At 56.4% G+C, this 23,160-nt stretch carries 21 protein-coding genes, 1 tRNA gene, 1 pseudogene and 1 riboswitch; of the genes and pseudogenes, 11 read left to right on the forward strand and 12 right to left on the reverse strand.

The genetic code is table 11. From position 1 onward, the window contains the following. Positions 1–21: 21 nt before the first annotated feature. Positions 22–321, forward strand: a complete 300-nt coding sequence (locus PYR66_03145) for a DUF1889 family protein (GenBank protein WEF28748.1) — start codon at positions 22–24, stop codon at positions 319–321. A gap of 95 nt (positions 322–416) precedes the next feature. Here PYR66_03145 and PYR66_03150 read toward each other — a convergent pair. Next, a tRNA-Ile gene (locus PYR66_03150) sits at positions 417–492 on the reverse strand. Positions 493–617: 125 nt separating this feature from the next. On the opposite strand from PYR66_03150, the gene mug reads away from it, so the two are divergent. Beyond that, positions 618–1,124, forward strand: coding sequence for a G/U mismatch-specific DNA glycosylase (gene mug, locus PYR66_03155; protein WEF28749.1), 507 nt, complete (start codon positions 618–620; stop codon positions 1,122–1,124). A 74-nt stretch (positions 1,125–1,198) separates the two neighbouring features. Here mug and rpoD read toward each other — a convergent pair whose 3' ends face one another. From rpoD to rpsU, 3 genes are all read right to left on the reverse strand, one after another. Further along, positions 1,199–3,043, reverse strand: coding sequence for an RNA polymerase sigma factor RpoD (gene rpoD, locus PYR66_03160; protein ID WEF28750.1), 1,845 nt, complete (start codon positions 3,041–3,043; stop codon positions 1,199–1,201). Positions 3,044–3,193: 150 nt separating this feature from the next. Next, a complete protein-coding gene (gene dnaG / locus PYR66_03165) occupies positions 3,194–4,939 on the reverse strand; it encodes a DNA primase (GenBank protein WEF28751.1) in 1,746 nt (581 codons plus the stop codon). A 236-nt stretch (positions 4,940–5,175) separates the two neighbouring features. Beyond that, positions 5,176–5,391, reverse strand: coding sequence for a 30S ribosomal protein S21 (gene rpsU / locus PYR66_03170; GenBank protein WEF28752.1), 216 nt, complete (start codon positions 5,389–5,391; stop codon positions 5,176–5,178). A 237-nt stretch (positions 5,392–5,628) separates the two neighbouring features. On the opposite strand from rpsU, the gene tsaD reads away from it, so the two are divergent. Continuing rightward, positions 5,629–6,642, forward strand: a complete 1,014-nt coding sequence (gene tsaD, locus PYR66_03175; protein WEF28753.1) for a tRNA (adenosine(37)-N6)-threonylcarbamoyltransferase complex transferase subunit TsaD — start codon at positions 5,629–5,631, stop codon at positions 6,640–6,642. A 58-nt stretch (positions 6,643–6,700) separates the two neighbouring features. On the opposite strand, the gene PYR66_03180 is transcribed toward tsaD, so the two are convergent. Together PYR66_03180 and plsY are read right to left on the reverse strand one after the other, a co-directional pair. Then, a complete protein-coding gene (locus tag PYR66_03180; GenBank protein ID WEF28754.1) occupies positions 6,701–8,170 on the reverse strand; it encodes an MFS transporter in 1,470 nt (489 codons plus the stop codon). Between the two features lie 213 nt (positions 8,171–8,383). After that, positions 8,384–9,004, reverse strand: coding sequence for a glycerol-3-phosphate 1-O-acyltransferase PlsY (gene plsY, locus PYR66_03185; protein WEF28755.1), 621 nt, complete (start codon positions 9,002–9,004; stop codon positions 8,384–8,386). A gap of 233 nt (positions 9,005–9,237) precedes the next feature. Here plsY and folB point away from each other — a divergent pair, with 233 nt between their 5' ends. Together folB and bacA are read left to right on the forward strand one after the other, a co-directional pair. After that, positions 9,238–9,621 carry a bifunctional dihydroneopterin aldolase/7,8-dihydroneopterin epimerase gene (gene folB, locus PYR66_03190; protein ID WEF28756.1) on the forward strand — a complete coding sequence of 128 codons (384 nt, stop codon included), beginning with the start codon at positions 9,238–9,240 and terminating at the stop codon, positions 9,619–9,621. 70 nt (positions 9,622–9,691) lie between these two features. After that, positions 9,692–10,513: an undecaprenyl-diphosphate phosphatase gene (gene bacA, locus PYR66_03195; GenBank protein ID WEF28757.1), complete on the forward strand. Its 822-nt coding sequence runs from the start codon at positions 9,692–9,694 to the stop codon at positions 10,511–10,513. A gap of 11 nt (positions 10,514–10,524) precedes the next feature. On the opposite strand, the gene PYR66_03200 is transcribed toward bacA, so the two are convergent. Then, complete coding sequence (locus PYR66_03200; GenBank protein WEF28758.1) at positions 10,525–11,766, reverse strand: multifunctional CCA addition/repair protein; 1,242 nt, start codon at positions 11,764–11,766, stop codon at positions 10,525–10,527. A gap of 61 nt (positions 11,767–11,827) precedes the next feature. Next, positions 11,828–12,448: a TIGR04211 family SH3 domain-containing protein gene (locus PYR66_03205; protein WEF28759.1), complete on the reverse strand. Its 621-nt coding sequence runs from the start codon at positions 12,446–12,448 to the stop codon at positions 11,828–11,830. Between the two features lie 212 nt (positions 12,449–12,660). On the opposite strand from PYR66_03205, the gene PYR66_03210 reads away from it, so the two are divergent. From PYR66_03210 to hldE, 3 genes are read left to right on the forward strand one after another with little or no spacing between them, the layout of a single operon-like run. After that, the gene (locus tag PYR66_03210; GenBank protein ID WEF28760.1) at positions 12,661–13,956 is read left to right on the forward strand and encodes an inorganic triphosphatase; all 1,296 of its coding nucleotides are present in this window, start codon (positions 12,661–12,663) and stop codon (positions 13,954–13,956) included. Positions 13,957–13,977: 21 nt separating this feature from the next. Then, positions 13,978–16,815, forward strand: coding sequence for a bifunctional [glutamate--ammonia ligase]-adenylyl-L-tyrosine phosphorylase/[glutamate--ammonia-ligase] adenylyltransferase (gene glnE / locus PYR66_03215; protein ID WEF30345.1), 2,838 nt, complete (start codon positions 13,978–13,980; stop codon positions 16,813–16,815). 58 nt (positions 16,816–16,873) lie between these two features. After that, on the forward strand, positions 16,874–18,307 hold the full coding sequence (gene hldE / locus PYR66_03220; protein ID WEF28761.1) for a bifunctional D-glycero-beta-D-manno-heptose-7-phosphate kinase/D-glycero-beta-D-manno-heptose 1-phosphate adenylyltransferase HldE: 1,434 nt from the start codon (positions 16,874–16,876) through the stop codon (positions 18,305–18,307). A 76-nt stretch (positions 18,308–18,383) separates the two neighbouring features. On the opposite strand, the pseudogene PYR66_03225 reads toward hldE, so the two are convergent. Then, a pseudogene (locus tag PYR66_03225) lies at positions 18,384–18,532 on the reverse strand (hypothetical protein). Between PYR66_03225 and glgS the strand changes: the two are divergent. Further along, complete coding sequence (gene glgS / locus PYR66_03230) at positions 18,524–18,721, forward strand: cell surface composition regulator GlgS (GenBank protein ID WEF28762.1); 198 nt, start codon at positions 18,524–18,526, stop codon at positions 18,719–18,721. The pseudogene PYR66_03225 and the gene glgS overlap by 9 nt on opposite strands. 207 nt (positions 18,722–18,928) lie before the next feature. Here the strand turns inward: glgS and PYR66_03235 are convergent, their stop codons facing one another. After that, positions 18,929–19,198: an accessory factor UbiK family protein gene (locus PYR66_03235; GenBank protein ID WEF28763.1), complete on the reverse strand. Its 270-nt coding sequence runs from the start codon at positions 19,196–19,198 to the stop codon at positions 18,929–18,931. 127 nt (positions 19,199–19,325) lie between these two features. Further along, positions 19,326–19,477, forward strand: a riboswitch (FMN riboswitch). A 105-nt stretch (positions 19,478–19,582) separates the two neighbouring features. Between PYR66_03235 and ribB the strand changes: the two genes are divergently transcribed. Continuing rightward, complete coding sequence (gene ribB / locus PYR66_03240; GenBank protein ID WEF28764.1) at positions 19,583–20,236, forward strand: 3,4-dihydroxy-2-butanone-4-phosphate synthase; 654 nt, start codon at positions 19,583–19,585, stop codon at positions 20,234–20,236. A 166-nt stretch (positions 20,237–20,402) separates the two neighbouring features. Next, positions 20,403–21,197, forward strand: coding sequence for a 4,5-DOPA dioxygenase extradiol (gene ygiD / locus PYR66_03245; GenBank protein ID WEF28765.1), 795 nt, complete (start codon positions 20,403–20,405; stop codon positions 21,195–21,197). A gap of 56 nt (positions 21,198–21,253) precedes the next feature. Here ygiD and PYR66_03250 read toward each other — a convergent pair whose 3' ends face one another. Both PYR66_03250 and PYR66_03255 read right to left on the reverse strand, forming a co-directional pair. After that, complete coding sequence (locus PYR66_03250; GenBank protein WEF28766.1) at positions 21,254–22,414, reverse strand: glutathionylspermidine synthase family protein; 1,161 nt, start codon at positions 22,412–22,414, stop codon at positions 21,254–21,256. A gap of 5 nt (positions 22,415–22,419) precedes the next feature. Next, positions 22,420–23,091, reverse strand: a complete 672-nt coding sequence (locus PYR66_03255) for a DUF1190 family protein (GenBank protein ID WEF28767.1) — start codon at positions 23,089–23,091, stop codon at positions 22,420–22,422. Positions 23,092–23,160: the final 69 nt, after the last annotated feature.

The raw sequence follows: 23,160 nt of genomic DNA on the forward strand, positions 1-23,160 counted from the left end.
GGATATTTTAAGGATAAGAATATGTCAGCAGTAATTGATAAAGCACTGGATTTTATTAATGGGATGAACACATCAGCTTCAGCACCGCACCCAATGGATGAAAGTACGGCTAAAGGTATTTTAAAATATCTTAATGAGTTAGGAGCACCGGCCAGTGCGGCTGATGTTTATGCCCGGGGCACTCAAGAAGGCTGGGAGCCAGGGTTTACTAAAACGTTAGCTGGATGGGCGGAACGAATTGAGTCCGGTGAGCGCGTAGTGATTAAGAATCCAGAGTACTTCTCTTCATACATGCGCGAGGAACTGCGGGCGCTGGTATAAGGTTTTAGGGGTTACCGTGAGCAGGTTGGTATGTGTTCCACCAGGTATCCTGGAAAAAGCTAAGGGCTTACGAGTAATCGTAAGCCCTTGATATTTGGTGGCCCCTGTTGGGTTTGAACCAACGACCAAGCGATTATGAGTCGCCTGCTCTAACCACTGAGCTAAGGGGCCGTGGCGAGGGATTATAAAGTAACTGGCGAATGCAATCCAGCGCAAAGCGCACGGCTGCTGTTTTTATAAACAATGTATTTTCAATCCTTTATAATCAGCCTTTTAGCCATTAAGCCGGAGAAGTTATGATTAGCGATATCCTGGCCCCGGGTCTGCGGGTCGTTTTCTGTGGGATCAATCCGGGGAAGTCCTCCGCGCATACGGGTTTCCACTTTGCTCATCCTGGCAATCGGTTCTGGAAGGTTATCCATCAGGCCGGTTTTACCAAACGCCAGTTGAAGCCGGAAGAAGAATTGCATCTGCTGGATACTGGCTGCGGCATCACCATGCTGGTTGAGAGGCCGACGGTGCAGGCCAGCGAAGTCGCCCTGCAGGAGCTACGTAGCGGCGCTCAGGAGCTGATAAGCAAAATCCAAAGCTATCAGCCGCAGGCACTGGCGGTGCTCGGTAAACAGGCCTTTGAGCAGGCGTTCAGGGTACGTGGCGCTAAGTGGGGTAAACAGGAAGTGACTATCGGCGAAACCGAAGTCTGGGTGCTGCCTAATCCCAGTGGCTTGAACCGGGCGACATTGGATAAGCTGGTTGAGTCTTATCGCGAACTGGATGAGGCGCTGGCGGGGCGAGGGCGGTAATCACGCCTGAATCGCAGATATAAAAAAAGCTCCCCGCAGGGAGCTTTTTGCTGTTTATTGTCTACTCGCGACGATTAATCGTCGAGGAAGCTACGCAGAACTTCAGAACGGCTTGGGTGACGCAGTTTACGCAGCGCCTTCGCTTCGATCTGACGAATACGTTCGCGGGTAACGTCGAACTGTTTACCCACTTCTTCCAGCGTGTGGTCGGTGTTCATGTCGATACCGAAACGCATACGCAGAACTTTCGCTTCACGAGCGGTGAGGCCCGCCAGCACGTCGTGCGTTGCCGCACGCAGGCTTTCGGTGGTCGCCGAATCCAGCGGCAGCTCGAGGGTGGTATCCTCGATGAAGTCACCCAGATGCGAATCTTCATCGTCGCCGATCGGCGTTTCCATGGAGATAGGCTCTTTAGCGATCTTCAGCACTTTACGGATTTTGTCTTCCGGCATCAGCATGCGCTCAGCCAGCTCTTCCGGCGTCGGCTCGCGACCCATTTCCTGCAGCATCTGGCGAGAGATACGGTTGAGCTTGTTGATAGTCTCAATCATATGCACCGGAATACGGATGGTGCGCGCCTGATCCGCGATGGAGCGGGTGATAGCCTGACGGATCCACCAGGTTGCGTAGGTGGAGAACTTGTAACCACGGCGGTATTCAAACTTATCTACCGCTTTCATCAGGCCGATGTTGCCTTCCTGAATCAGATCGAGGAACTGCAGACCGCGGTTGGTGTATTTCTTGGCGATAGAGATAACCAGACGTAAGTTCGCTTCAACCATCTCTTTCTTCGCACGGCGGGCTTTCGCTTCGCCGATGGACATACGACGGTTGATATCCTTAACCTGCTCGATGGTCAGGCCGGTTTCTTCTTCAATCTGCTGCAGCTTCTGCAGGCCGCGCTGAACGTCTTCTTTAACGTCATGCAGCTTCTCGGACCACGGCTTGTTCATCGCCACGGCGGCGTTGAACCAGGTTTCGCTGGTTTCGTTGCCGGTGAACAGCGTGATGAAGTTTTTCTTCGGCATTTTGCACTGTTCAACGCACAGCTTCATGATGATACGTTCCTGGGTGCGAACGCGATCCATCATGCTGCGCATGCTGTTGACCAGATAATCGAACTGTTTCGGTACGAGGCGGAACTGTTTGAAGACCTCGGACAGCTTGAGGATCTCTTCCTGCGCGATAGCGTGGCTACGACCTTTCGCTTTAATGGTGTCGCGAGTCAGCTCGTACTGGGTGCGCAGTTCGCCGAATTTCTCGCGAGCCAGCTCCGGGTCGATGCTGTTGTCGTCATCGCTGCTGTCGTCGTCGTCATCCTCTTCCTCATCGTCGTCGTCATCCATCTCTTCCTGAGACAGTTCAGAACCGACGTGAGTGGCGGTTGGCGCCATATCTTCTTCGGCGTTCGGATCGACGAAACCGGTGATCAGGTCGGACAGGCGAGCCTCTTCAGCTTCGACGCGATCGTACTGTTCCAGCAGATAGGTGATGGCTTCCGGGTATTCCGCAACGGAGCACTGGACCTGGTTGATCCCGTCTTCGATGCGTTTAGCGATGTCGATTTCGCCTTCACGGGTCAGCAGCTCTACGGTACCCATTTCGCGCATGTACATGCGCACCGGGTCGGTCGTACGGCCAATTTCAGATTCAACGCTCGACAGCACCTGGGCCGCTGCTTCTTCTGCGTCTTCATCGGTATTGTTGGAGGTTTCAGCAAGCAGCAGATCATCGGCATCCGGTGCTTCTTCCATCACCTGAATACCCATGTCGTTGATCATTTGGATGATGTCTTCGATCTGATCGGAGTCGACGATATCTTCCGGCAGATGGTCATTGACCTCGGCATAGGTCAGATAGCCTTGCTCCTTACCACGTTGGACAAGAAGCTTCAGCTGTGACTGCGGGTTTTGCTCCATAAGACGGTATCCACACTTAATTCGTTTGATTGGTGCAGGCAGACAAGCTGCCAACATTTAAAGCGAGGGCGTACTTATATTATTGCCGCTGCGCCTCAGCGCGGCTGTCGGGGGCTTCCCGATCGATGTTCGGCACTTAAGCCGTTAAATTCATTTTTTGGCCAGTTCCTGGCTGATAGTCCAGAGCTCCCGGCGCTCCTCACTGCTTAGACCGTGTGTGCGATCGCGAGCTATCAACTCTTCTTGTCGCAGTTCCAGCAGTGAGTCAAACATATGGTTGAGCGAGTCGGTGAAGGTTTGTTCCGCGATATCCTTATCTGCTATATCGTCCCACATCGACAGTTTTTCAAGGGTCGCCGCTTCATTTGTCCCGCGATACTGCTCTAACAGCTGCCCGGTGGTCAGACCCGGCTGAGATAAACAGGTATTGACCAGTTCGCTGAATAAGCCAAGTCCTGGCATCTTCTGCTGATCCAGACCGACCAACGGCGGAACCAGTGGCGCCAGATCGGGGTTCTGCACCAGTAACCCTATAAGTATACGCATGGTCGTGCGTTTTAGCTGCGGCGCCGGGCGTTGAGCGTTATTTTCCGCCTGTTTCGGCATTAAACGTTCAAGCTGAGCGTCATCCAGAATCCCCAACTTGTTGCCCAGCTCCTGGCGCAAATAAATACGCAGCGTTTCACCCGGCACCTGGGTAATCAGTGGCAACGCCAGCGTGCTCAACTGCGCGCGCCCGTCCGGGGTGCTCAGATCGACCTGCGGCATCAGACTATTGAATAAAAACGTGGAGAGCGGCTGTGCCTGCTCCATCCGCGCTTCAAACGCTTCTTTGCCCTCTTTACGCACCAGCGTATCCGGGTCTTCGCCATCAGGTAAAAACATAAAGCGTAGCTGACGACCATCAGTCATGTAGGGCAGCGCCGTTTCCAGCGCGCGCCATGCCGCATCGCGGCCAGCCCGGTCGCCGTCATAACAGCAGATGACCTGATTGGTCGCTCTGAACAGCAGCTGAATATGGTCGGCGGTGGTCGAGGTGCCCAGCGAGGCGACGGCGTAATTAATGCCGTACTGCGCCAGCGCGACGACGTCCATATAACCTTCGACCACCAGCAGACGCTGAGGTTCGGCATTATCCTGCTGCGCTTCATACAGGCCGTACAACTGGCGGCCTTTATGGAAAATATCGGTCTCCGGGGAGTTCAGGTACTTCGGCAGCGCATCGCCCAGCACGCGCCCGCCAAAACCAATCACCCGGCCTCGCTTATCGCGGATCGGGAACATCACCCGTTCGCGGAAGCGGTCGTAACTGCGACCCTGATCGTTGGTGACCAGCATGCCTGCATCAATAAGCGATTGGCGATTTTCTTGATTGCCGCCAAAACGTTTTAAAACGTTATCCCAGCCAGGGGGAGCAAAGCCTATTGCAAAGCGTGTAATCACCTCGCTGCTTAAGCCGCGTTTTGCCAGATACTGGCGCGCGGAGTCGGCGGCGGGCTGCATCAGAGACTGTTGGTAAAACGTGTTCAGACCGTCCAATAACTGATAGAGATTTTGCCGCTGATGGCGTTCTATCTGGCTCGGTCCGTTACCTGCTTCATAGGGCACTTCAAGGTTGTGCATGGCGGCCAGCTCTTCGACGGTTTCGACGAACTCGAGCTTGTCATAGTTCATCAGGAAGTCGATAGCATTGCCGTGCGCACCGCAGCCGAAGCAATGGTAAAACTGTTTTTCACCGTTGACGGTGAAGGAGGGGGTTTTCTCGTTATGGAACGGACAGCACGCGTGATAATTCTTGCCCTGCTTTTTCAGCTTCACCCGCGCATCGATCAGATCGATGATGTCGGTTCTTGCCAGCAGGTCATTAATGAATACACGTGGGATTCGTCCAGCCATATGCCCCTGTTTTTTGATGACTCATATACACAAAATCATTCAGGATGCATCAAGGCGGCAAGGGAGCGAATCCTCAGGAGCGTACATCAGTACGTGACTGGGGCGAACGACTGTAGCCAACACAGAGGCAGCTTGAATGATGACGTGTATAAACGAAAATAAGCCGCGCATTCCTTCCGGAAGCACGGCCTTACAACTACAACTCGGTCTGAATTGAGAGCTTTGCTCTCAACAGATTAGTACAGACGAGTGCGGCGTGCGTTTTCGCGAGCCAGTTTCTTCGCGTGACGTTTCACAGCAGAAGCTTTAGCGCGTTTACGTTCGGTAGTCGGTTTTTCATAGAACTCACGACGACGAACTTCCGCCAGAACACCTGCTTTTTCGCATGAACGTTTGAAGCGACGCAGTGCTACGTCGAACGGCTCGTTTTCACGTACTTTAATTACCGGCATGTAACTCTCACCTTTAATAAATTCGGTTTGCCGCTGGCATCAACGCCAGCTTATTTCAAAATGGTGCGGAATTTTACTGCAATTGCTGCTGCTTTGTAAAGCACCGATGCGATTTTGAAAGGGACTTTTATAAGGACAAAGAGTATACACGAAGTGAACGCCAGGGGTGAGCAAAGTTTTACATCGCGGGTCATTGGTCCTACACTGCGCGGTATTGAAACGAGGTAAAAACAACTCATGCGTGTACTGGGAATTGAAACATCCTGCGATGAAACCGGCATCGCCATTTATGACGACAAACAAGGTCTGTTAGCCAATCAATTGTATAGTCAGGTTAAATTACATGCCGACTACGGCGGTGTGGTGCCTGAACTGGCGTCACGCGACCACGTGCGCAAGACCGTCCCGCTGATTCAGGCGGCGCTGAAAGAAGCGGGCCTGACGGCAAAAGATATTGATGCCGTCGCGTATACGGCAGGGCCGGGTCTGGTTGGCGCGCTGCTGGTCGGCGCGACAGTCGGCCGCTCGCTGGCTTTCGCCTGGAACGTTCCGGCGATCCCGGTACACCATATGGAAGGGCATCTGTTGGCGCCGATGCTGGAAGATAACCCACCAGCGTTTCCGTTTGTCGCGCTGCTGGTCTCCGGCGGCCATACTCAGCTGATTAGCGTGACCGGCATTGGCCAGTACGAGCTGTTAGGCGAGTCAATCGACGATGCGGCGGGCGAAGCCTTCGATAAGACGGCGAAATTGCTGGGTCTGGATTATCCGGGCGGGCCGATGCTGTCGAAAATGGCTGCCCAGGGTACTGAAGGCCGTTTCATTTTCCCGCGACCGATGACCGATCGCCCGGGGCTCGACTTCAGCTTCTCCGGCCTGAAAACCTTTGCCGCCAACACCATTCGCAACAACGGCGATGATGAACAAACGCGCGCCGATATTGCCCGCGCGTTTGAAGACGCGGTCGTCGATACACTGATGATCAAATGCCGTCGCGCGTTGGATCAAACCGGCTTTAAGCGTCTGGTCATGGCAGGCGGTGTGAGCGCCAACCGCACGCTGCGCGCGAAGCTGGCGGAGATGATGAGCAAACGCGGTGGTGAGGTGTTTTATGCCCGTCCTGAGTTCTGCACCGATAACGGCGCAATGATTGCCTATGCCGGTATGGTGCGCCTGCAAGGCGGCGCTAACGCCAGCCTGGGAGTGACGGTACGGCCGCGTTGGCCGCTGGCGGAACTGCCTGCCGCCTGATACCCCTGTGACAAAACACAAAGCCGCCCATTATTGAGGCGGCTTTTTCATCTGTGGCTTATTGCCCCTGATAATCTTCGGCGTCGATATCGTATCCCGACGGCTCCCAGCGGATAAGCAGCAGCGATAGCAGGCCAATCAGCGGCGCGGCGGCAATGATCCAGAAGACGCGGGTATCCAGCGCGGCCACCAGCAGCGGGAAGAGAAATAAAGAGAGCGTCGAGCTGCCGCGCATCAGCGTCTGGTTGAGTCCGACGCCGACGCCGCGCAGCGATGTCGGATAGCTTAACGACGCGAAAGTCATGGTATGTGCGCCGGGGCCGAAGCCCTGACCGAAGAGAAACAGCGCCAGCATCGCCACTGCCGCGATTCCTTCACCAGCGCCGTCCGGGCGGCCAATCAGCGCCAGGCCGAGCAGCGCCGTCAACTGACAGCTATAGCCCGCCAGCGACATCCGCCAGGCTCCGAACCGTGGTACCAGACGCACTGCCAGGAGCCCGCCGACGAACGCGAACAGCAGATTCAGCGCCAGCGAGATCAAAATCGTCGTCAGCATTGACTGCACGAAGAAACTGGAAATGATCACTGGCAGGCCGAAGGCGACAGCGTTATAAGCAAACGAAGAGACGACCGACAGCAGAGTGGAGAGCGTCGTGCGGCGTAAATAGACGCCGCGGAACAGGCGCAGATAGTTGCTCCACTGGGCGGTACGTACCTTAGGTGCCGGTTTTTCCAACGCCTCCTGGGCGACGTGGGCATTGATATTGTAGGCCTGGCGTAGAATCGACGCCGCTTCGCGCAGATTGCCCTGGTTGGCGGCCCACACCGGCGATTCGCTCATATAGCGGCTGCGGATGGCGATAATCACCAGCGCCGGGATGGCGCCGAAGCCAAGAATAATACGCCATAGCCAGTCGCTGTGGCTTTCCGGCAAGACGGCGTAGAAGAAGAGCACCAGCAGATACGAAATGCTGATTGCGGCGTACCAGGTCGGGCACCACATTGCCACGCTGGCCGCCTTGTTACCGGGTCCCTTGAGCCTGGCGAATTCGCTGAGGAACGCCATCGCCACCGGCAGGTCTATTCCCACCCCTAAACCCATCACGAAGCGCGCGCCGGTGAGGATGTATTCGTTCGGCGCCAGCGCGCAGGCGATTGCCGCCACCACGAAGAACAGCATATCCGCCATAAAAACGCGGTAACGGCCAATTTTATCGGTGAGGTAACCGCCCAGCAGCGCGCCGACGATGGCGCCGAAGGTAATGGCCGAGGCGACCATACCAGTACCAGCGGGCGTCAGGTTGAATTCCCGGGTGATATCTTTCAGGCCGAAGGCCAGAGATCCAAGATCGTAGGCATCGAGGAAGATACCGCCAAGAGCGATCCCCATCACGATGCGCGCGTTATTACGCCCGCTGCTGCCTTCATTAATCAGCCGCGAAACATCCGCCGCGTTACTGATCCATCGTACTTCCCCGCCGGGCGATACCGAGCTTGTCGCAGGCGTCGCGTTAATTACGTCAGTCATGTTGTTGTTCTGTTTTCTCTTATAAAGAGCTTCAGAGTAAACAGCGGCGCGGGGGCGAAAAAATCACTTTTGGTTATAACTCATAACTAAGTGATTGTAGTGAAGGGATTATCTTTAGATTTCTATTTCGCCGGTATGATTGGCTGGAAAAGCGGGAAATAGAATATGTTTGTGGCGGCAGCCAGGCCCGGCATGGGCTGCCGGGCGCGGAGATTATTTCTGCTCTGGCGTTTTTTTCTTCTTCTTGAAGCGTGACCAGATTTTGGTTTCCTGACGACGCCACAGACGCTGAATATTGTCGTGATGACGCAGCAGAATCAGGCAGGAGAGCATGGAAACCGGGAAGGTATACTGTGGTTTAAACCACCAGACGTAGAAGGGAGCGATCAGCGCGCTGACGATCGCGCCCAACGACGAATAACCGCTGAGCAGAATGGTCAGCAACCAGGTGCCCGCCATGACGCCGGTGAGATCCCAGCCGATAGGGGCGATAGCGCCGAAAGCCGTCGCCACGCCTTTGCCGCCGCGGAAATTAAAGAATACCGGCCAGATATGGCCTACGCAGGCGGCGATCGCCACCAGTCCGAGCCAGAACGGCGTCAGACCGAGTGCCCAGGCGCCCCATACTGGCAGCATGCCCTTCAGGACATCAAAAATTAATACCGCTACGGCTGCTCCCTTGCCGCCAATTCGGAGTACGTTCGTCGCCCCAGGATTGCCGGAACCGCTATCGCGAGGATCGGGCAAACCAGCAAGACGGCACACCAGAATGGCGCTGGAAATTGAGCCGCAGAGGTAGGCGAGGATAACAAGTCCAGGCGCGATTGCACTCATCAGCTGTTCCATTTTGAAAACGTCGTTAGATCCCCGCTCATCTTCGTATTAACAGCATGTTGGCTTTCTCTGCGCAATAGGTTACATAGTGATGCTGTTATGTTCCTGGAGTCTTGCCGTATCGCCGCTGTCAGGCCACGTGATTTCTTTAGGGGATGTCTTTGCATCTGTGGATAATACGCATAAATCGCCGGAAGTGGTATCCGGTTTAGCCAAAAAGCAGGCAGGTCGTGATGGATATTGTATTTATAGAACAACTTTCGGTAATCACCACTATTGGTGTTTATGACTGGGAACAGACCATCGAACAGAAATTAGTGTTCGATATCGAAATGGCGTGGGATAACCGCAAAGCGGCGGCCAGCGACGATGTGAGCGATTGTCTAAGTTATGCTGATATCAGCGAACTGGTTATCAACCACGTCGAGGGCGGGCGCTTTGCGCTGGTGGAGCGCGTGGCGGAAGAGATAGCCGACCTGCTGTTGCAAAAATTCCACTCGCCGTGGGTACGTATTAAAGTCAGTAAGCCCGGTGCGGTGGCGCGTGCGGCTAACGTCGGGGTTATCATTGAGCGTGGCAGTAATCTGAAACAAAACGTTTCACGTCATATTGTTTAAACAAATCTATTTTATACCGGTCATAGTGCCTGGGTTTTAATTTTATTTTTTCTTTTTAAGGGTTTATTGAATGGGCGATATACACTCGCTGCTGATAGCGGCAATATTGGGTGTGGTTGAAGGGTTAACGGAATTTCTACCTGTCTCCAGTACTGGTCATATGATTATCGTCGGTCATCTCCTGGGGTTTGAAGGCGATACCGCCAATACATTTGAAGTTGTCATCCAGTTAGGTTCTATCCTGGCTGTCGTCGTGGTGTTCTGGCGCCGTCTGTTTGGCCTGATTGGTATTCATTTCGGCAGACCGCCGGTGCATGAAGGTGAAGGTTCCGGGCGCTTATCGCTGATTCATATCCTGTTAGGCATGATCCCGGCAGTGGTGCTGGGGTTGGTATTCCATGATCTGATCAAATCGCTGTTCAACCCGGTTAACGTGATGTACGCACTGATCGTTGGCGGTTTCCTGCTGATTGCGGCGGAACTGTTCAAACCGAAAACGCCGCGCGCGGTGGGGATTGACGATATGACCTATCGTCAGGCGTTCGCTATCGGCTGCTTCCAGTGTCTGGCGCTGTGGCCGGGCTTTTCCCGTTCCGGGGCGACGATTTCCGGCGGGATGCTGATGGGCGTCAGCCGCTATGCGGCCTCCGAATTTTCTTTCCTGCTGGCAGTGCCGATGATGATGGGCGCCACTGTACTGGATGTCTACAAGAGCATTGGCTTCCTCAATGCGGGTGATATCCCGATGTTCGCCGTCGGCTTTATCATGGCCTTCGTCGTGGCGCTGATCGCGATTAAAACCTTCTTGCAGCTGATTAAACGTATCTCGTTTATTCCGTTCGCTATCTACCGCTTTATCGTCGCGGCAGCCGTCTACGTGGTCTTCTTCTAAGGCCTGAGCCCTCAGCCTTGCGGCTGGGGGCAACGTTGTTCTTTCCACTGCGCAACCGCCGCAATTCTCCGCTGCGTGAGTTCATCGCGAATTTCCAGTCCTTTAAATCCGGCCGCAACCACCTCTTTGGTGGAAACCGATTTCGCTACTTCCCAGGCTTCAAGCAGCAGGCGCCCCTGCGGGTAATCGCAGGATTCAAAACCGGTGCGGCCGCGCACGTCAGCCTCGCTGGTGAGGGCGATTTGTTGTACGCGCTGCGGTTTGCGCCAGGCGTCGATGTTATCAAACAGTTTAACGAGGGTTTTCGGCTGCAGGATGGGCAGGGTATGAATCAGGTCGTGGAATTCTGCGACCAACCTTGCCAGATCGCGGATATCGTTCGGCACCCGCAGGCGGCTGCAAATCTGCTCCACCAGCTTGACGCCCGCCGGGCCGTGTCCGTGATGGCGCGGCCAGAATTCTTTTGGCGTGAGTCCTTTGCCAAGGTCGTGGCACAGGGTGGCGAAACGGACGTCAATGTCCGGCGATAGCATTGCCGCCATGGTCAGCGTCATCAAGGTGTGTACGCCGGTATCGATCTCCGGATGCCATTTCGCCGGCGCGGGTACGCCGTACAGCGCGTCGATTTCCGGGAACAGGACCTTCAACGCATGGCAGTCGCGCAGGGTCTGGAAAAAAACCTGCGGATTGCGTGTACCAAGCGCGTTTTCCGTCTCTTTCCATACCCGTTCCGGTGTCAGATGCGCCAGTTCGCCTGCGTCAGCCATTGCGCGCATCAGCGCCATGGTTTCATCGGCGATGCGAAAACCGAGATGGGCGTAGCGTGCGGCAAAACGCGCTACCCGCAGTACGCGTAGCGGATCTTCGCTAAAAGCCGGGGAGACGTGGCGCAGCAGACGCTGGCGTAAATCGTCCTGACCGCCGTAGGGGTCGTAAATCTGGCCGTCAGCGTCCTGAGCCAGCGCGTTAATCGTCAGGTCGCGGCGCAGCAGGTCTTGCTCAAGCGTGACATCGGCGGCGGCGTAACAGGTGAAGCCGGTATAGCCGGAACCGGATTTACGCTCGGTACGCGCGAGGGCGTACTCTTCACGACTGTCCGGGTGAAGGAACACGGGAAAATCGCGACCTACCTGCTGGTAGCCCGCGTCGAGCAACTGCTGGGGCGTGGCGCCAACCACCACCCAGTCTTTGTCTTTGACCGGTAGTCCTAATAACGCATCTCGTACAGCACCACCGACCAAATAAATCTTCACGCCCGTTTCTCCCGCATCGACTTTTCGCAAGATGATACGTAAGTCTGGCAGAGAAGACGAATTAGTTCATCCACCGGTCTTTACGCTTGCGACTCGGCACCAGGTGCGGCAGCACCAGACCGAGGATCAGACCGACGCCCAGCACGCCGCCGCCGTACATGAACCACTGCATGATAATGGTGCGCTGTTTGTCATCAAGCTGCAGATTCGCCGCGTTCACCTTCTTCTGCGCGACAACCAGCTCGTTTTTCAGCTTTTGGTTCTCTTCTTTCAGGGCGTTGATCGCGCCGTCGCTGCCGGCGACTTTTTTCTGCATATCCGAGGTACGCTGGTTCCAGGTGGCGTCGATATTGTTCAGCTTGTCGGTCAGGGTTTTGACCTGGTTTTCCAGATCCGGCACGCGGATGCGCAGGCTGGGCTCGTTGCTCAGCTCTTTCAGTGGGATCCAGGCGGTACGGCCGTTGCTGTCGCGTACCTGCGCATAATTAGTGCTGTCATTAGTTTGCAGAACGTCGACGGCTTCGCCGGCGTTAATGGTGCCAACCAGACGATAGTTATCGCCAGGGCCGCTGCGAACCCAGGTGTTCAGCTCATCGGAAACGTAGCGTTTTTCTTCTGCGTGAACCGCCGTAGCGGCGCTAAGCGCTAGCAATGTAAAGGTAATAAGGCGTAATTTTGGCATCAGGTCATCGTTTGGTCATAAAAAGTTGAACGATAGTAGTGGCATCGCCAGAGCGACGCAAAGTTTTCCGCCACAATTGGAATCATCCAAATGTAGCCAGCAAATGCGCATTGCATGGCGATTCGCCGCAAAATACTATTTACTGACAAAAAATATCGTCATTAGTTCGCCACATTTTTCCGGCGACGCTCATCAGGTGGAAGAATTCATCCATGGCTCAAGAAATCGAACTGAAATTTATCGTTGCCCACGACGGCGTTGACGCGCTGCGCCAGCATCTCAATACGCTGGATGCGAAGCACACGCCAGCAGGTCAGTTGCTGAATATTTACTACGAAACCGCCGATAACTGGCTGCGTCGGCACGACATGGGGCTGCGGATCCGCGGCGATCAGGGGCGCTATGAAATGACGCTGAAGATCGCGGGTCGGGTGGTGGGCGGACTGCATCAGCGTCCGGAATATAATATCCCGCTGGAAAAAGCGGAGCTGGCGCTGGAGCGCTTACCGACTGAAGTCTGGCCGCAAGGGCAACTGCCGGCTGAGCTGGCGCAGAATGTACAGCCGTTATTCAGCACCGATTTCGCCCGCGAAAAATGGGTGCTGAATGAAGGTAACAGCCAGATTGAGGTCGCCCTCGACCTTGGCGAAGTTAAAGCCGCTGAGCATCAGGAAGCAATTTGCGAACTGGAGCTGGAGCTGCTGAGCGGCGATACCGCCGATATTCTGGCACTGGCGCGCCGTTTGCTGGAGACCGGCGTGCTGCGTCAGGGTAGCCTGAGCAAGGCGGCGCGCGGTTATCAACTGGCGCAGGGTAACGAACCGCGCCCGGTTAAGCCGTTAACGGTATTGCGCGTGGCGGCGAAAGCCAGCGTTGAGCAGGGGCTGGAAGCAGCGCTGGAAAGCGCGCTGGCGCATTGGCTCTATCATGATGAGGTCTGGAACGGGGGGAATGCGGCCGCCAAACGTGAAATTCAGCAGGCGATGGCCCGCGTGCGCCATACGTTGGTGTTGTTTGGCGGCATCGTGCCGCGTAAAGCCACCGCGCTGCTGCGCGAATCGCTCACGGCAGCCGAAGCGGCGCTGGCTGAAGCGGAGAGCGTCGGGCAGGCGCTATTTAACCGCGAAACGGTGCGCGCCAAGCTGCAGCTGACTGAATGGCTGGTGACCCGGAGTTGGCGTGCCTTCCTCAACGACGCGGGGCAAAAGAAAATCGACGGCTCGTTCAAACGCTTTGCCGATATCCAGCTGTCGCGAGCGGCGGCAGAGCTGAAAAGCATCTTCCTGCAGGTGGAAGATGACTATAGCGATCAGCTGACACGTCTGGCGCGTGAAATCGATAGCATTCAGCTGCTTTCCAGCGCCTATGCCGATGTTGCCGAAAGCTGGCTGGAAAACTGGCAAGAAGCGCGCCACGCCATCGAGCATAATGATCGCAGCGTCATCGAATATTTCCGTCGTCAGGCACTGGCCGCGGAACCGTTCTGGCTGCATAGTGGAAAACGATAATTTCAGGCCAGGGAGACCCCTATCATGCCGCTTTCTTCGCAGTTACAGCAGCACTGGCAGACGGTTGTAAACCGGCTTCCGGCAGATTTTCCCCTGCAAACGTTAAGTTCGCAGGCGCAGTCGGTGATGACGTTCAGCGAATTCGTGGAACAGAGCCTGGTTGCCCAGCCGCAGTGGTTGGCCGAACTGGAAAGCGCGCCGCCGCAGGCCGACGAGTGGCGCCATTACGGCGATTGGTTGGCGGAGCTGTTGCGGAACGTGACTGACGAAGCCGCGCTGATGCGCGAGCTGCGCCAGTTCCGCCGCCGTATTATGGTGCGCATTGCCTGGGCGCAGGCACTGTTGTTGGTCAGCGAAGAGAGCAGTTTGCAGCAGCTTAGCGCGCTGGCGGAGACCTTAATCGTCGCCGCCCGCGACTGGCTGTACACCGCTTGTTGCCGGGAGTGGGGCACACCGTGCAGTGCGCAGGACGAAGCGCAGCCGCTATTGATCCTCGGAATGGGAAAGCTGGGCGGTGGCGAGCTTAATTTCTCTTCCGATATCGATCTGATTTTTGCCTGGCCGGAACACGGCGCTACCCAGGGCGGGCGTCGCGAACTGGATAACGCCCAGTTTTTCACCCGCCTGGGTCAGCGGCTGATCAAAGTATTGGATCAGCCTACGCAGGACGGCTTCGTGTACCGCGTGGATATGCGCCTGCGCCCGTTTGGCGACAGCGGCCCGCTGGTGCTGAGCTTCGCGGCGCTGGAAGACTATTACCAGGAACAGGGGCGTGACTGGGAGCGCTACGCGATGGTGAAGGCGCGGATCATGGGGGACAACGACGGCGTTTACGCTAACGAACTACGCGCCATGCTGCGCCCGTTCGTGTTCCGCCGTTACATCGATTTCAGCGTCATTCAGTCTTTGCGCAACATGAAAGGGATGATCGCCCGCGAAGTGCGCCGCCGCGGCCTGAAAGACAACATTAAGCTTGGCGCGGGCGGCATTCGCGAAATTGAATTTATCGTGCAGGTTTTCCAGTTGATCCGCGGCGGTCGTGAACCGGCATTACAGCTGCGTGCGCTGTTGCCGACGCTGGCCGCTATTGACGAGCTGCATTTGTTGCCGGAGGGCGACGCTGCGCAGTTGCGTGAAGCCTACCTGTTTTTGCGCCGTCTCGAGAACCTGCTGCAAAGCATTAACGATGAGCAAACGCAAACCCTGCCGCAGGATGAACTCAACCGCGCGCGTCTGGCGTGGGGGATGCGCGTTGCCGACTGGCAGATGCTCAGCGAGCAGCTTGAAGAACAGATGCGCCGCGTGCGTCGCGTCTTCAACGAGCTCATCGGCGATGACGAGGCGCAATCGCCGGATGAGCAACTGGAAGAGTACTGGCGCGAGCTGTGGCAGGACGCACTGGAAGAGGATGACACCACGCCAGCGCTGGCGCATCTCGACGATAACGACCGGCGTAGCGTACTGGCGCTGATTGCCGATTTCCGCAAGGAACTCGACCGGCGCACTATCGGCCCGCGTGGGCGGCAGGTGCTCGACCAACTGATGCCGCATCTGCTGAGTGAAGTCTGCTCACGGGCGGATGCCCCGCTGCCGCTGGCGCGGATCACGCCGTTGCTGACCGGCATCGTCACCCGTACTACCTACCTGGAGCTGCTCAGCGAATTCCCGGGTGCCTTAAAACACCTGATTAGCCTGTGCGCCGCCTCGCCGATGGTTGCCAGCCAGTTGGCGCGTCATCCGCTGCTGCTGGACGAACTGCTGGATCCGAATACGCTGTATCAGCCGACGGCGACCGATGCCTACCGCGATGAGCTGCGCCAGTATCTGCTGCGTGTACCGGAAGATGACGAGGAACAGCAACTGGAAGCGCTGCGCCAGTTTAAGCAGGCGCAGCTGCTGCATATCGCCGCTGCCGACATCGCCGGGACGCTACCGGTGATGAAAGTGAGCGATCACTTAACCTGGCTGGCTGAGGCGATGATCGATGCGGTGGTACAGCAGGCGTGGCTGCAGATGGTGTCCCGTTATGGCTTACCGACCCACCTGCGCGATCGCCAGGGACGCGGTTTTGCGGTAGTAGGATACGGTAAGCTTGGCGGTTGGGAGTTGGGTTATAGTTCTGACCTCGATCTGGTTTTCCTCCACGACTGTCCGATGGAAGTGATGACCGACGGCGAACGGGAAATCGATGGCCGTCAGTTCTATCTGCGCTTAGCCCAGCGGATCATGCATCTGTTCAGCACCCGCACTTCGTCGGGCATTCTGTACGAAGTGGACGCTCGCTTACGTCCCTCCGGGGCGGCGGGCATGTTGGTGACCACCGCTGACGCTTTTGCCGATTATCAGCGTAACGAAGCCTGGACCTGGGAACATCAGGCGTTGGTCCGTGCCCGCGTCGTGTATGGCGACCCGGCGCTGCAGGCGCGCTTTGACGCGATTCGCCGCGACATTCTGACCACCCCGCGCGAAGGGGAGACGCTGCAAACGGAAGTGCGGGAAATGCGTGAAAAGATGCGCGCGCATTTGGGCAATAAGCAGCGCGATCGCTTTGATATCAAGGCCGATGCCGGCGGGATCACCGATATTGAGTTTATCACCCAGTATCTGGTGCTGCGCTACGCGCATGAGAAGCCGAAACTGACGCGCTGGTCTGATAATGTGCGCATTCTGGAGCTGTTGGCGCAAAACGACATTATGGACGATGACGAGGCGCGGGCATTAACCCATGCCTACACCACGCTACGCGATGCGTTACACCATCTGGCGCTGCAAGAGCAGCCGGGCAACGTCGCGCCGGATGCCTTCGGCGGCGAACGCCAGCAGGTGAGCGCCAGTTGGCAGAAATGGTTGATGGCTTAACTAACAAACCGGGTGTGCTATTATCGCGCGCAAAGTTTGCATCTCGCAGGAGAGAGTAATGAAAGTAACGCTGCCAGAGTTTGAACGTGCAGGAGTGTTGGTGGTTGGCGATGTGATGCTGGACCGCTACTGGTACGGCCCGACTAGCCGTATTTCCCCGGAAGCCCCGGTGCCGGTGGTGAAGGTGGAAAATATCGAAGAACGCCCTGGCGGCGCGGCTAACGTGGCGATGAACATTGCTTCGCTCGGCGCGACTTCCCGTCTGGTCGGCCTGACCGGTATCGACGACGCCGCGCGTGCGCTGAGCAAAGCGCTGGCTGACGTGAAGGTGAAGTGCGATTTCGTGTCGGTGCCGACGCACCCGACGATCACCAAGCTGCGTGTGCTGTCGCGCAATCAGCAACTGATCCGCCTCGATTTTGAAGAGGGTTTCTCCGGGGTTGACCCGCAGCCAATGCACGAACGTATCCAGCAGGCGCTGGGTTCTATTGGCGCGCTGGTACTGTCAGACTACGCCAAAGGCGCGCTGACCAGCGTGCAGACCATGATTAAGCTTGCCCGCGATGCGGGCGTGCCGGTGCTGATTGACCCGAAAGGCACCGAATTTGAACGCTATCGTGGCGCGACGCTGCTAACGCCGAACCTCTCTGAATTCGAAGCGGTCGCCGGGAAGTGCAAAGACGAAGCCGAAATCGTGGAACGTGGGATGAAAATCATCGCCGAATTCGAGTTCTCCGCGCTGCTGGTGACGCGCTCTGAGCAGGGGATGACACTGCTGCAGCCGGGACGTCCGCCGCTGCATATGCCGACCCAGGCGCAGGAAGTGTATGACGTTACCGGCGCTGGCGACACGGTTATTGGCGTGCTGGCGGCCACGCTGGCGGCTGGTAATACGCTGGAAGAGGCCTGCTATTTCGCCAACGCGGCGGCTGGTGTCGTCGTCGGTAAGTTGGGGACTTCCACTGTTTCGCCAATCGAACTGGAAAACGCGGTGCGCGGTCGCGCCGATACCGGCTTTGGCGTGATGAACGAAGATGAGCTGAAACAGGCGGTTGCGGCGGCGCGTAAGCGCGGTGAAAAAGTGGTGATGACCAACGGCGTTTTTGACATTCTGCACGCCGGTCACGTCTCTTATCTGGCCAACGCGCGTAAGCTGGGCGATCGCCTGATTGTCGCGGTCAACAGCGATGCGTCGACTAAACGTCTGAAGGGGGAAACGCGCCCGGTGAACCCGCTGGAACAGCGGATGATCGTACTGGGGGCGCTGGAAGCCGTCGATTGGGTGGTCTCTTTCGAAGAAGATACCCCGCAGCGTTTGATTGCCGGGATCCTGCCGGATCTGCTGGTGAAAGGCGGCGATTATAAGCCGGAACAGATTGCCGGTAGCGAAGAGGTGTGGGCCAACGGCGGCGAAGTGCTGGTGCTCAATTTCGAAGATGGTTGCTCAACGACCAATATTATCAAGAAGATTCAGAAAGATAGCGACAAGTAATCTTTGTGCTGCACCGCTCTGAAGGGGCGGTCTATCACGGCCTGCGGGGATGCCCTCGCGGGCCGTTTTAATTTAATCATGCGGAAAATGATTTAGCGCAATAAACAACCTCATTAAGCGCATTTTTCGTACAAAAGACGTTAAGGTAAGCGTAAATACTGAAGTGAGTAAAGGCATATGACCAATCAGAACGCCAACGGCTGAAGGAGTATGCGGATGAACCATAACGATATGTATTCAATGAATAATTTTGATTTCCTGGCACGTAGTTTCGCCAGGATGCGCGCGCAAGGCCATTCAGTTGATCTTCAGGCTATTGTCGGCAATATGGATGAGAAACATCGTGCATGGTTTTGCCAACGCTATGAGTTCTATTGTCGTCAGGTGAATAGCGCGGCCGAGTTAGAACACTAGACCTTTGAAGAACTGCCCGGCGTAGATTTAATTCAGCGCACTGGGGTGTTGCCACCCGAACCGGTATTTTCCCTGCTTGCGCTGCGCTTAGCAGGGCTACGGCGGGGGAGGCAAATGGCGTGGATCGTAGGCCGGGTAAGCGCAGCGCCACCCGGCAAGAATATGAGTGCGGTAGCAAAATGAAAACGGGCCATCAGGCCCGTTTTTTTATTGCTGCTCTTCGCCCTTCGGCGCGGTTGAGCGGCTTTCCAGATCGCTAATCCGCTGCTCCAGTAAAGCCAATTTCTCACGGGTGCGCAGTAAAACCTGCGTCTGCACGTCGAACTCTTCGCGGCTTACCAGATCCAGGCGAGTCAGCTGCGACTGGAGCACCTGACGGATCTTCTTCTCTACATCATCTCCAAGATCGCGAAGGCCTTTCGGCATCGATTCATGGACCTGGCGGGCGATTTGTTCAATTTTTTTCGGGTCAATCATGGCGGATTCCTGCACTGGTCTATTTGCCGTTCATTGTAGTGCTAACGGGGCAGCCTATAAACCAGAAATGTTTACCGCGTGACGAGTAGCCATTGATGAAGATAGTTAATGGCGTTATAGTTACCTCGCTTATTCTCAGGGCGGGGCGAAATTCCCCACCGGCGGTAAATCAACCAACGCGTTGAAAGCCCGCGAGCGCTTCCGGTGAAAACGGGAAGGTCAGCAGATCCGGTGTAATTCCGGGGCCGACGGTTAAAGTCCGGATGGGAGAGAGTAACGGCTCAGTCGGGTTCCGATCCGCTTGCGTTGACTTTTGCCGCTAAACCGGCACTCCTAAGACTGCCCTGATTCTGGTAACCATAATTTTAATGAGGTTTTTTTACCATGAATCAGACGCTCCTTTCTTCTTTTGGTACCGCTTTTGAACGTGTGGAACACGCTTTAAACGCACTGCGCGAAGGCCGCGGTGTGATGGTGCTTGATGATGAAGACCGTGAAAACGAAGGCGATATGATCTTCGCCGCCGAAACCATGACCGTTGAGCAAATGGCGCTGACCATTCGTCACGGCAGCGGCATTGTCTGCCTGTGCCTGACCGAAGACCGCCGCAAGCAGCTCGACCTGCCGATGATGGTTGAGAACAACACCAGCGCCTACGGCACTGGCTTTACCGTGACCATTGAAGCGGCAGAAGGCGTGACTACCGGTGTATCCGCCGCTGACCGCGTCACGACCGTACGCGCGGCGATTGCCGATGGCGCGAAACCATCCGACCTGAACCGTCCTGGCCACGTCTTCCCGCTGCGCGCGCAGCCGGGCGGCGTCATGACCCGTGGCGGTCATACTGAAGCGACTATCGATCTGGTCACCCTGGCGGGCTTCAAGCCGGCTGGCGTACTTTGTGAACTGACTAACGATGACGGCACCATGGCACGCGCGCCGGAGTGCATCAAGTTTGCGCAGCAGCACAACATGGCCGTCGTCACCATTGAAGATCTGGTGGCTTACCGCCGCGAGCACGATCGCAAAGCCAGCTAATTTCCCGCTGACTTAAATCAAAAGCCCACCATCGAGTGGGCTTTGTTGTTTTCAGACTTTAATGTTCAAATTTTCTGATGATCATCATCATGCTTATCCGAGTTTATCCCCGACCAAAAGCGCGTAATGTGAAGGCATCACATACTTCCTACTCAAGGATATCGTCATGTCCCGTACCCGTATGCCAGCGTTGTTTTTAGGTCATGGTAGCCCGATGAACGTGCTGGAAGATAATATCTATACCCGCGCCTGGCACCATCTCGGCGAAACGCTGCCGCGGCCAAAAGCGATTGTGGTGATTTCCGCGCACTGGTTTACCCGCGGGACGGGAGTGACGGCGATGGAAGCGCCGAAAACCATCCATGACTTCGGCGGTTTCCCGCAGGCGCTGTACGACACTCATTATCCGGCTCCGGGCTCGCCAGAGTTGGCGCAGCATCTGGTTGAACTGCTGGCGCCGGTGCCGGTCGCGCTGGATAAAGAGGCATGGGGTTTTGACCACGGTTCGTGGGGCGTACTGATCAAGATGTATCCTGATGCGGATATTCCGATGGTTCAGCTCAGTATCGACAGCACCAAACCCGCGGCCTGGCATCTGGAGATGGGGCGTAAACTGGCATCGCTGCGTGATGAAGGCATTATGCTGGTGGCGAGCGGTAACGTGGTGCACAACCTGCGCACCGCGCGCTGGCATGGCGAAAGCACGCCGTATCCGTGGGCGGAATCGTTCAATGATTACGTGAAGGCGAACCTGAGCTGGAAAGGGCCGGTCGAAGAACACCCGTTGGTGAACTATCTGGCGCATGAAGGCGGATCGCTCTCTAACCCAACGGCCGAACACTTCCTGCCGTTGCTCTATATTCTGGGGGCGTGGGATGGCGAAGAACCGATAACTATCCCGATTGAAGGGCTGGAGATGGGGTCGCTCAGCATGCTGTCAGTGGTGGTGGGCGCGGCGTAACGGCGCGATAGTGTGGATGAAGAAACCCCGGCGACGAAGGTGGCCGGGGTTTTATTTTACTCGACGAAAATGTGCGGGTAGAAACGCGAAAGATCCTGGGTGATCAGCGCCCGATCTTCACGAATGCCGATCCCGGCAGGTTGATCGTTGATAAGCCAACTGCCAATCAACGTATAGCTGTCGCCGAATTTCGGCAGCGGATAAAACTCCTGTACGATCGTGCCTTCCTCGCCGTACGGGCCTTCTACCGCTTCCACCACCTTGCCGTTCTCGACGATCGAGACGTTCGCGCCTTCGCGGGAGAAGATCGGCTTAATAACGTACTTTTCCAGCTCCGGGTGGGCATCTTCGCTGAAGTAAGCCGCCAACAGGTTAGGGTGGTTCGGGAACATCTCCCACAGCATCGGCAGCAGCGCTTTGTTGGAAATAATGCTCTTCCACGCCGGTTCCAGCCAGCGTACGCCAGCGTCTTCCAGTTTGGTGGAGAACATCTCCCGCAGCATGAACTCCCACGGGTAGAGCTTGAACAGGTTGCCGATGACCTGATCCTGTAGGTCGGTGAACTGCCCTTTTTCGCCAAGGCCGATGTCCTCAACGTACAGAAACTCGGTCGCGATTCCGGCTTCCGCCGCGCAGTCCTGCAGATATTGCACGGTACCGCGATCTTCAACGGTATCGCGGCAGCACGCCATATGCAGCAGCTGGAAGCCAAACTGTTCGCGCAGCTCGCCGAAGCGCTCAATCAGCTTTTCCTGCAGGCTGTTGAACTGGTCGCTGCCCGCAGGCAACTGACCGGCGTTGATCTGATCTTCCAGCCAGATCCACTGGAAGAAAGCCGCTTCGTACAACGAAGTTGGCGTATCGGCATTGTTCTCCAGGAGTTTCGGTTCGCCGACGCCATCCCAGGCCAGATCGAGGCGCGAATAGAGCGACGGCTGGCTGGTTTTCCACGACTGGCGCACGAAGCCCCAGGTATGTTTAGGAATGCGGAATTTGGCCATCAGCTCGTCGCTGGCGATCACTTTCTCGACCACCTGCAGGCACATTTGATGCAGCTCGGCGGTGACGTCCTCAAGCTTTTCAACCTGCGCCAGCGTCAGCTTGTAGTAGGCCTCTTCGCTCCAGTACGGCTCGCCGTACATGGTGTGAAAGTTGAAGCCGTACTCGGTTGCCTTCTCGCGCCAGTCCGGACGCTCGGTAATGCTGATTCTTTCCATGCTGCTTAGCCGCCCATCGAGCGTGAAGAAGAGCTAGAGCCTGCGGCGCTACGCTGCATCGTCGATTGTTTGGCGACAGATTCGCCAAAGCCGCCGCGAGTCACGGTAGAGGTGGTCGCCGGTTTCGGCGCCATCGCGGTTTTCGGCACGTTCATGGTACGACCCGGTTGCGCCGCGCCGTAGCTCTTGCCGCTGGCGTCAGTGTACTGGCCGTAAGCCGGGCTGGCCGGGTTTTTCGAGCTAAACAGCGGTTGCTGCGCAGCCATACCGCCGCCCATCAGGCGGCCCATCATGTAGCCTGCCATCAGCGGCATCCAGAAGCTGCCGCTGCTTTGCGCCTGCGCCTGGTTTTCCGGGGCAACGCCTGCCTGAGCTGGCGCCTGCTGGCACTGACCTTCACCAAACTCGGCGACGCAGTCTTCACGGCTGGCGTATTTCGGCGCGGTGCGCGCGGCTTCTTTCACCGCGTTGTTGTAAGCGGTGGTGCACTCTGCGGCTTTACTCGGGTTTGCCGCCGAACAGTCATCGGCATTTTGATACAGAGAAACCGTTTCGTCCGTTTTTTCACAACCGGCGAGCATAAATACGGCGGTCACAGCCAGGGCGACCGGCGTCAGGTGGCGGGCGCTCCAGCTTTTGCGGAACGACGCATGATTAATATTTTTTGTCCGTTTCATATTTGTCTTCCAGGACCCAGTGGTAGTGCGTTTGTCAACGCTCAGGATAGAGTATGAGTGGTGGAAAAT

It is taken from the genome of Klebsiella aerogenes (genome assembly GCA_029027985.1).
Lineage (GTDB): Bacteria > Pseudomonadota > Gammaproteobacteria > Enterobacterales > Enterobacteriaceae > Klebsiella > Klebsiella aerogenes_A.

What these genes read in the sequence shown, in the direction of transcription:
- PYR66_03145 (WEF28748.1), top strand. Translation starts at nt 22, where the DNA reads ATGTCAGCAGTAATTGATAAAGCACTGGATTTTATTAATGGGATGAAC.
- mug (WEF28749.1), top strand. Translation starts at nt 618, where the DNA reads ATGATTAGCGATATCCTGGCCCCGGGTCTGCGGGTCGTTTTCTGTGGG.
- rpoD (WEF28750.1), bottom strand. Translation starts at nt 3,043, where the DNA reads ATGGAGCAAAACCCGCAGTCACAGCTGAAGCTTCTTGTCCAACGTGGT.
- dnaG (WEF28751.1), bottom strand. Translation starts at nt 4,939, where the DNA reads ATGGCTGGACGAATCCCACGTGTATTCATTAATGACCTGCTGGCAAGA.
- rpsU (WEF28752.1), bottom strand. Translation starts at nt 5,391, where the DNA reads ATGCCGGTAATTAAAGTACGTGAAAACGAGCCGTTCGACGTAGCACTG.
- tsaD (WEF28753.1), top strand. Translation starts at nt 5,629, where the DNA reads ATGCGTGTACTGGGAATTGAAACATCCTGCGATGAAACCGGCATCGCC.
- PYR66_03180 (WEF28754.1), bottom strand. Translation starts at nt 8,170, where the DNA reads ATGACTGACGTAATTAACGCGACGCCTGCGACAAGCTCGGTATCGCCC.
- plsY (WEF28755.1), bottom strand. Translation starts at nt 9,004, where the DNA reads ATGAGTGCAATCGCGCCTGGACTTGTTATCCTCGCCTACCTCTGCGGC.
- folB (WEF28756.1), top strand. Translation starts at nt 9,238, where the DNA reads ATGGATATTGTATTTATAGAACAACTTTCGGTAATCACCACTATTGGT.
- bacA (WEF28757.1), top strand. Translation starts at nt 9,692, where the DNA reads ATGGGCGATATACACTCGCTGCTGATAGCGGCAATATTGGGTGTGGTT.
- PYR66_03205 (WEF28759.1), bottom strand. Translation starts at nt 12,448, where the DNA reads ATGCCAAAATTACGCCTTATTACCTTTACATTGCTAGCGCTTAGCGCC.
- PYR66_03210 (WEF28760.1), top strand. Translation starts at nt 12,661, where the DNA reads ATGGCTCAAGAAATCGAACTGAAATTTATCGTTGCCCACGACGGCGTT.
- hldE (WEF28761.1), top strand. Translation starts at nt 16,874, where the DNA reads ATGAAAGTAACGCTGCCAGAGTTTGAACGTGCAGGAGTGTTGGTGGTT.
- glgS (WEF28762.1), top strand. Translation starts at nt 18,524, where the DNA reads ATGAACCATAACGATATGTATTCAATGAATAATTTTGATTTCCTGGCA.
- PYR66_03235 (WEF28763.1), bottom strand. Translation starts at nt 19,198, where the DNA reads ATGATTGACCCGAAAAAAATTGAACAAATCGCCCGCCAGGTCCATGAA.
- ribB (WEF28764.1), top strand. Translation starts at nt 19,583, where the DNA reads ATGAATCAGACGCTCCTTTCTTCTTTTGGTACCGCTTTTGAACGTGTG.
- ygiD (WEF28765.1), top strand. Translation starts at nt 20,403, where the DNA reads ATGTCCCGTACCCGTATGCCAGCGTTGTTTTTAGGTCATGGTAGCCCG.
- PYR66_03250 (WEF28766.1), bottom strand. Translation starts at nt 22,414, where the DNA reads ATGGAAAGAATCAGCATTACCGAGCGTCCGGACTGGCGCGAGAAGGCA.
- PYR66_03255 (WEF28767.1), bottom strand. Translation starts at nt 23,091, where the DNA reads ATGAAACGGACAAAAAATATTAATCATGCGTCGTTCCGCAAAAGCTGG.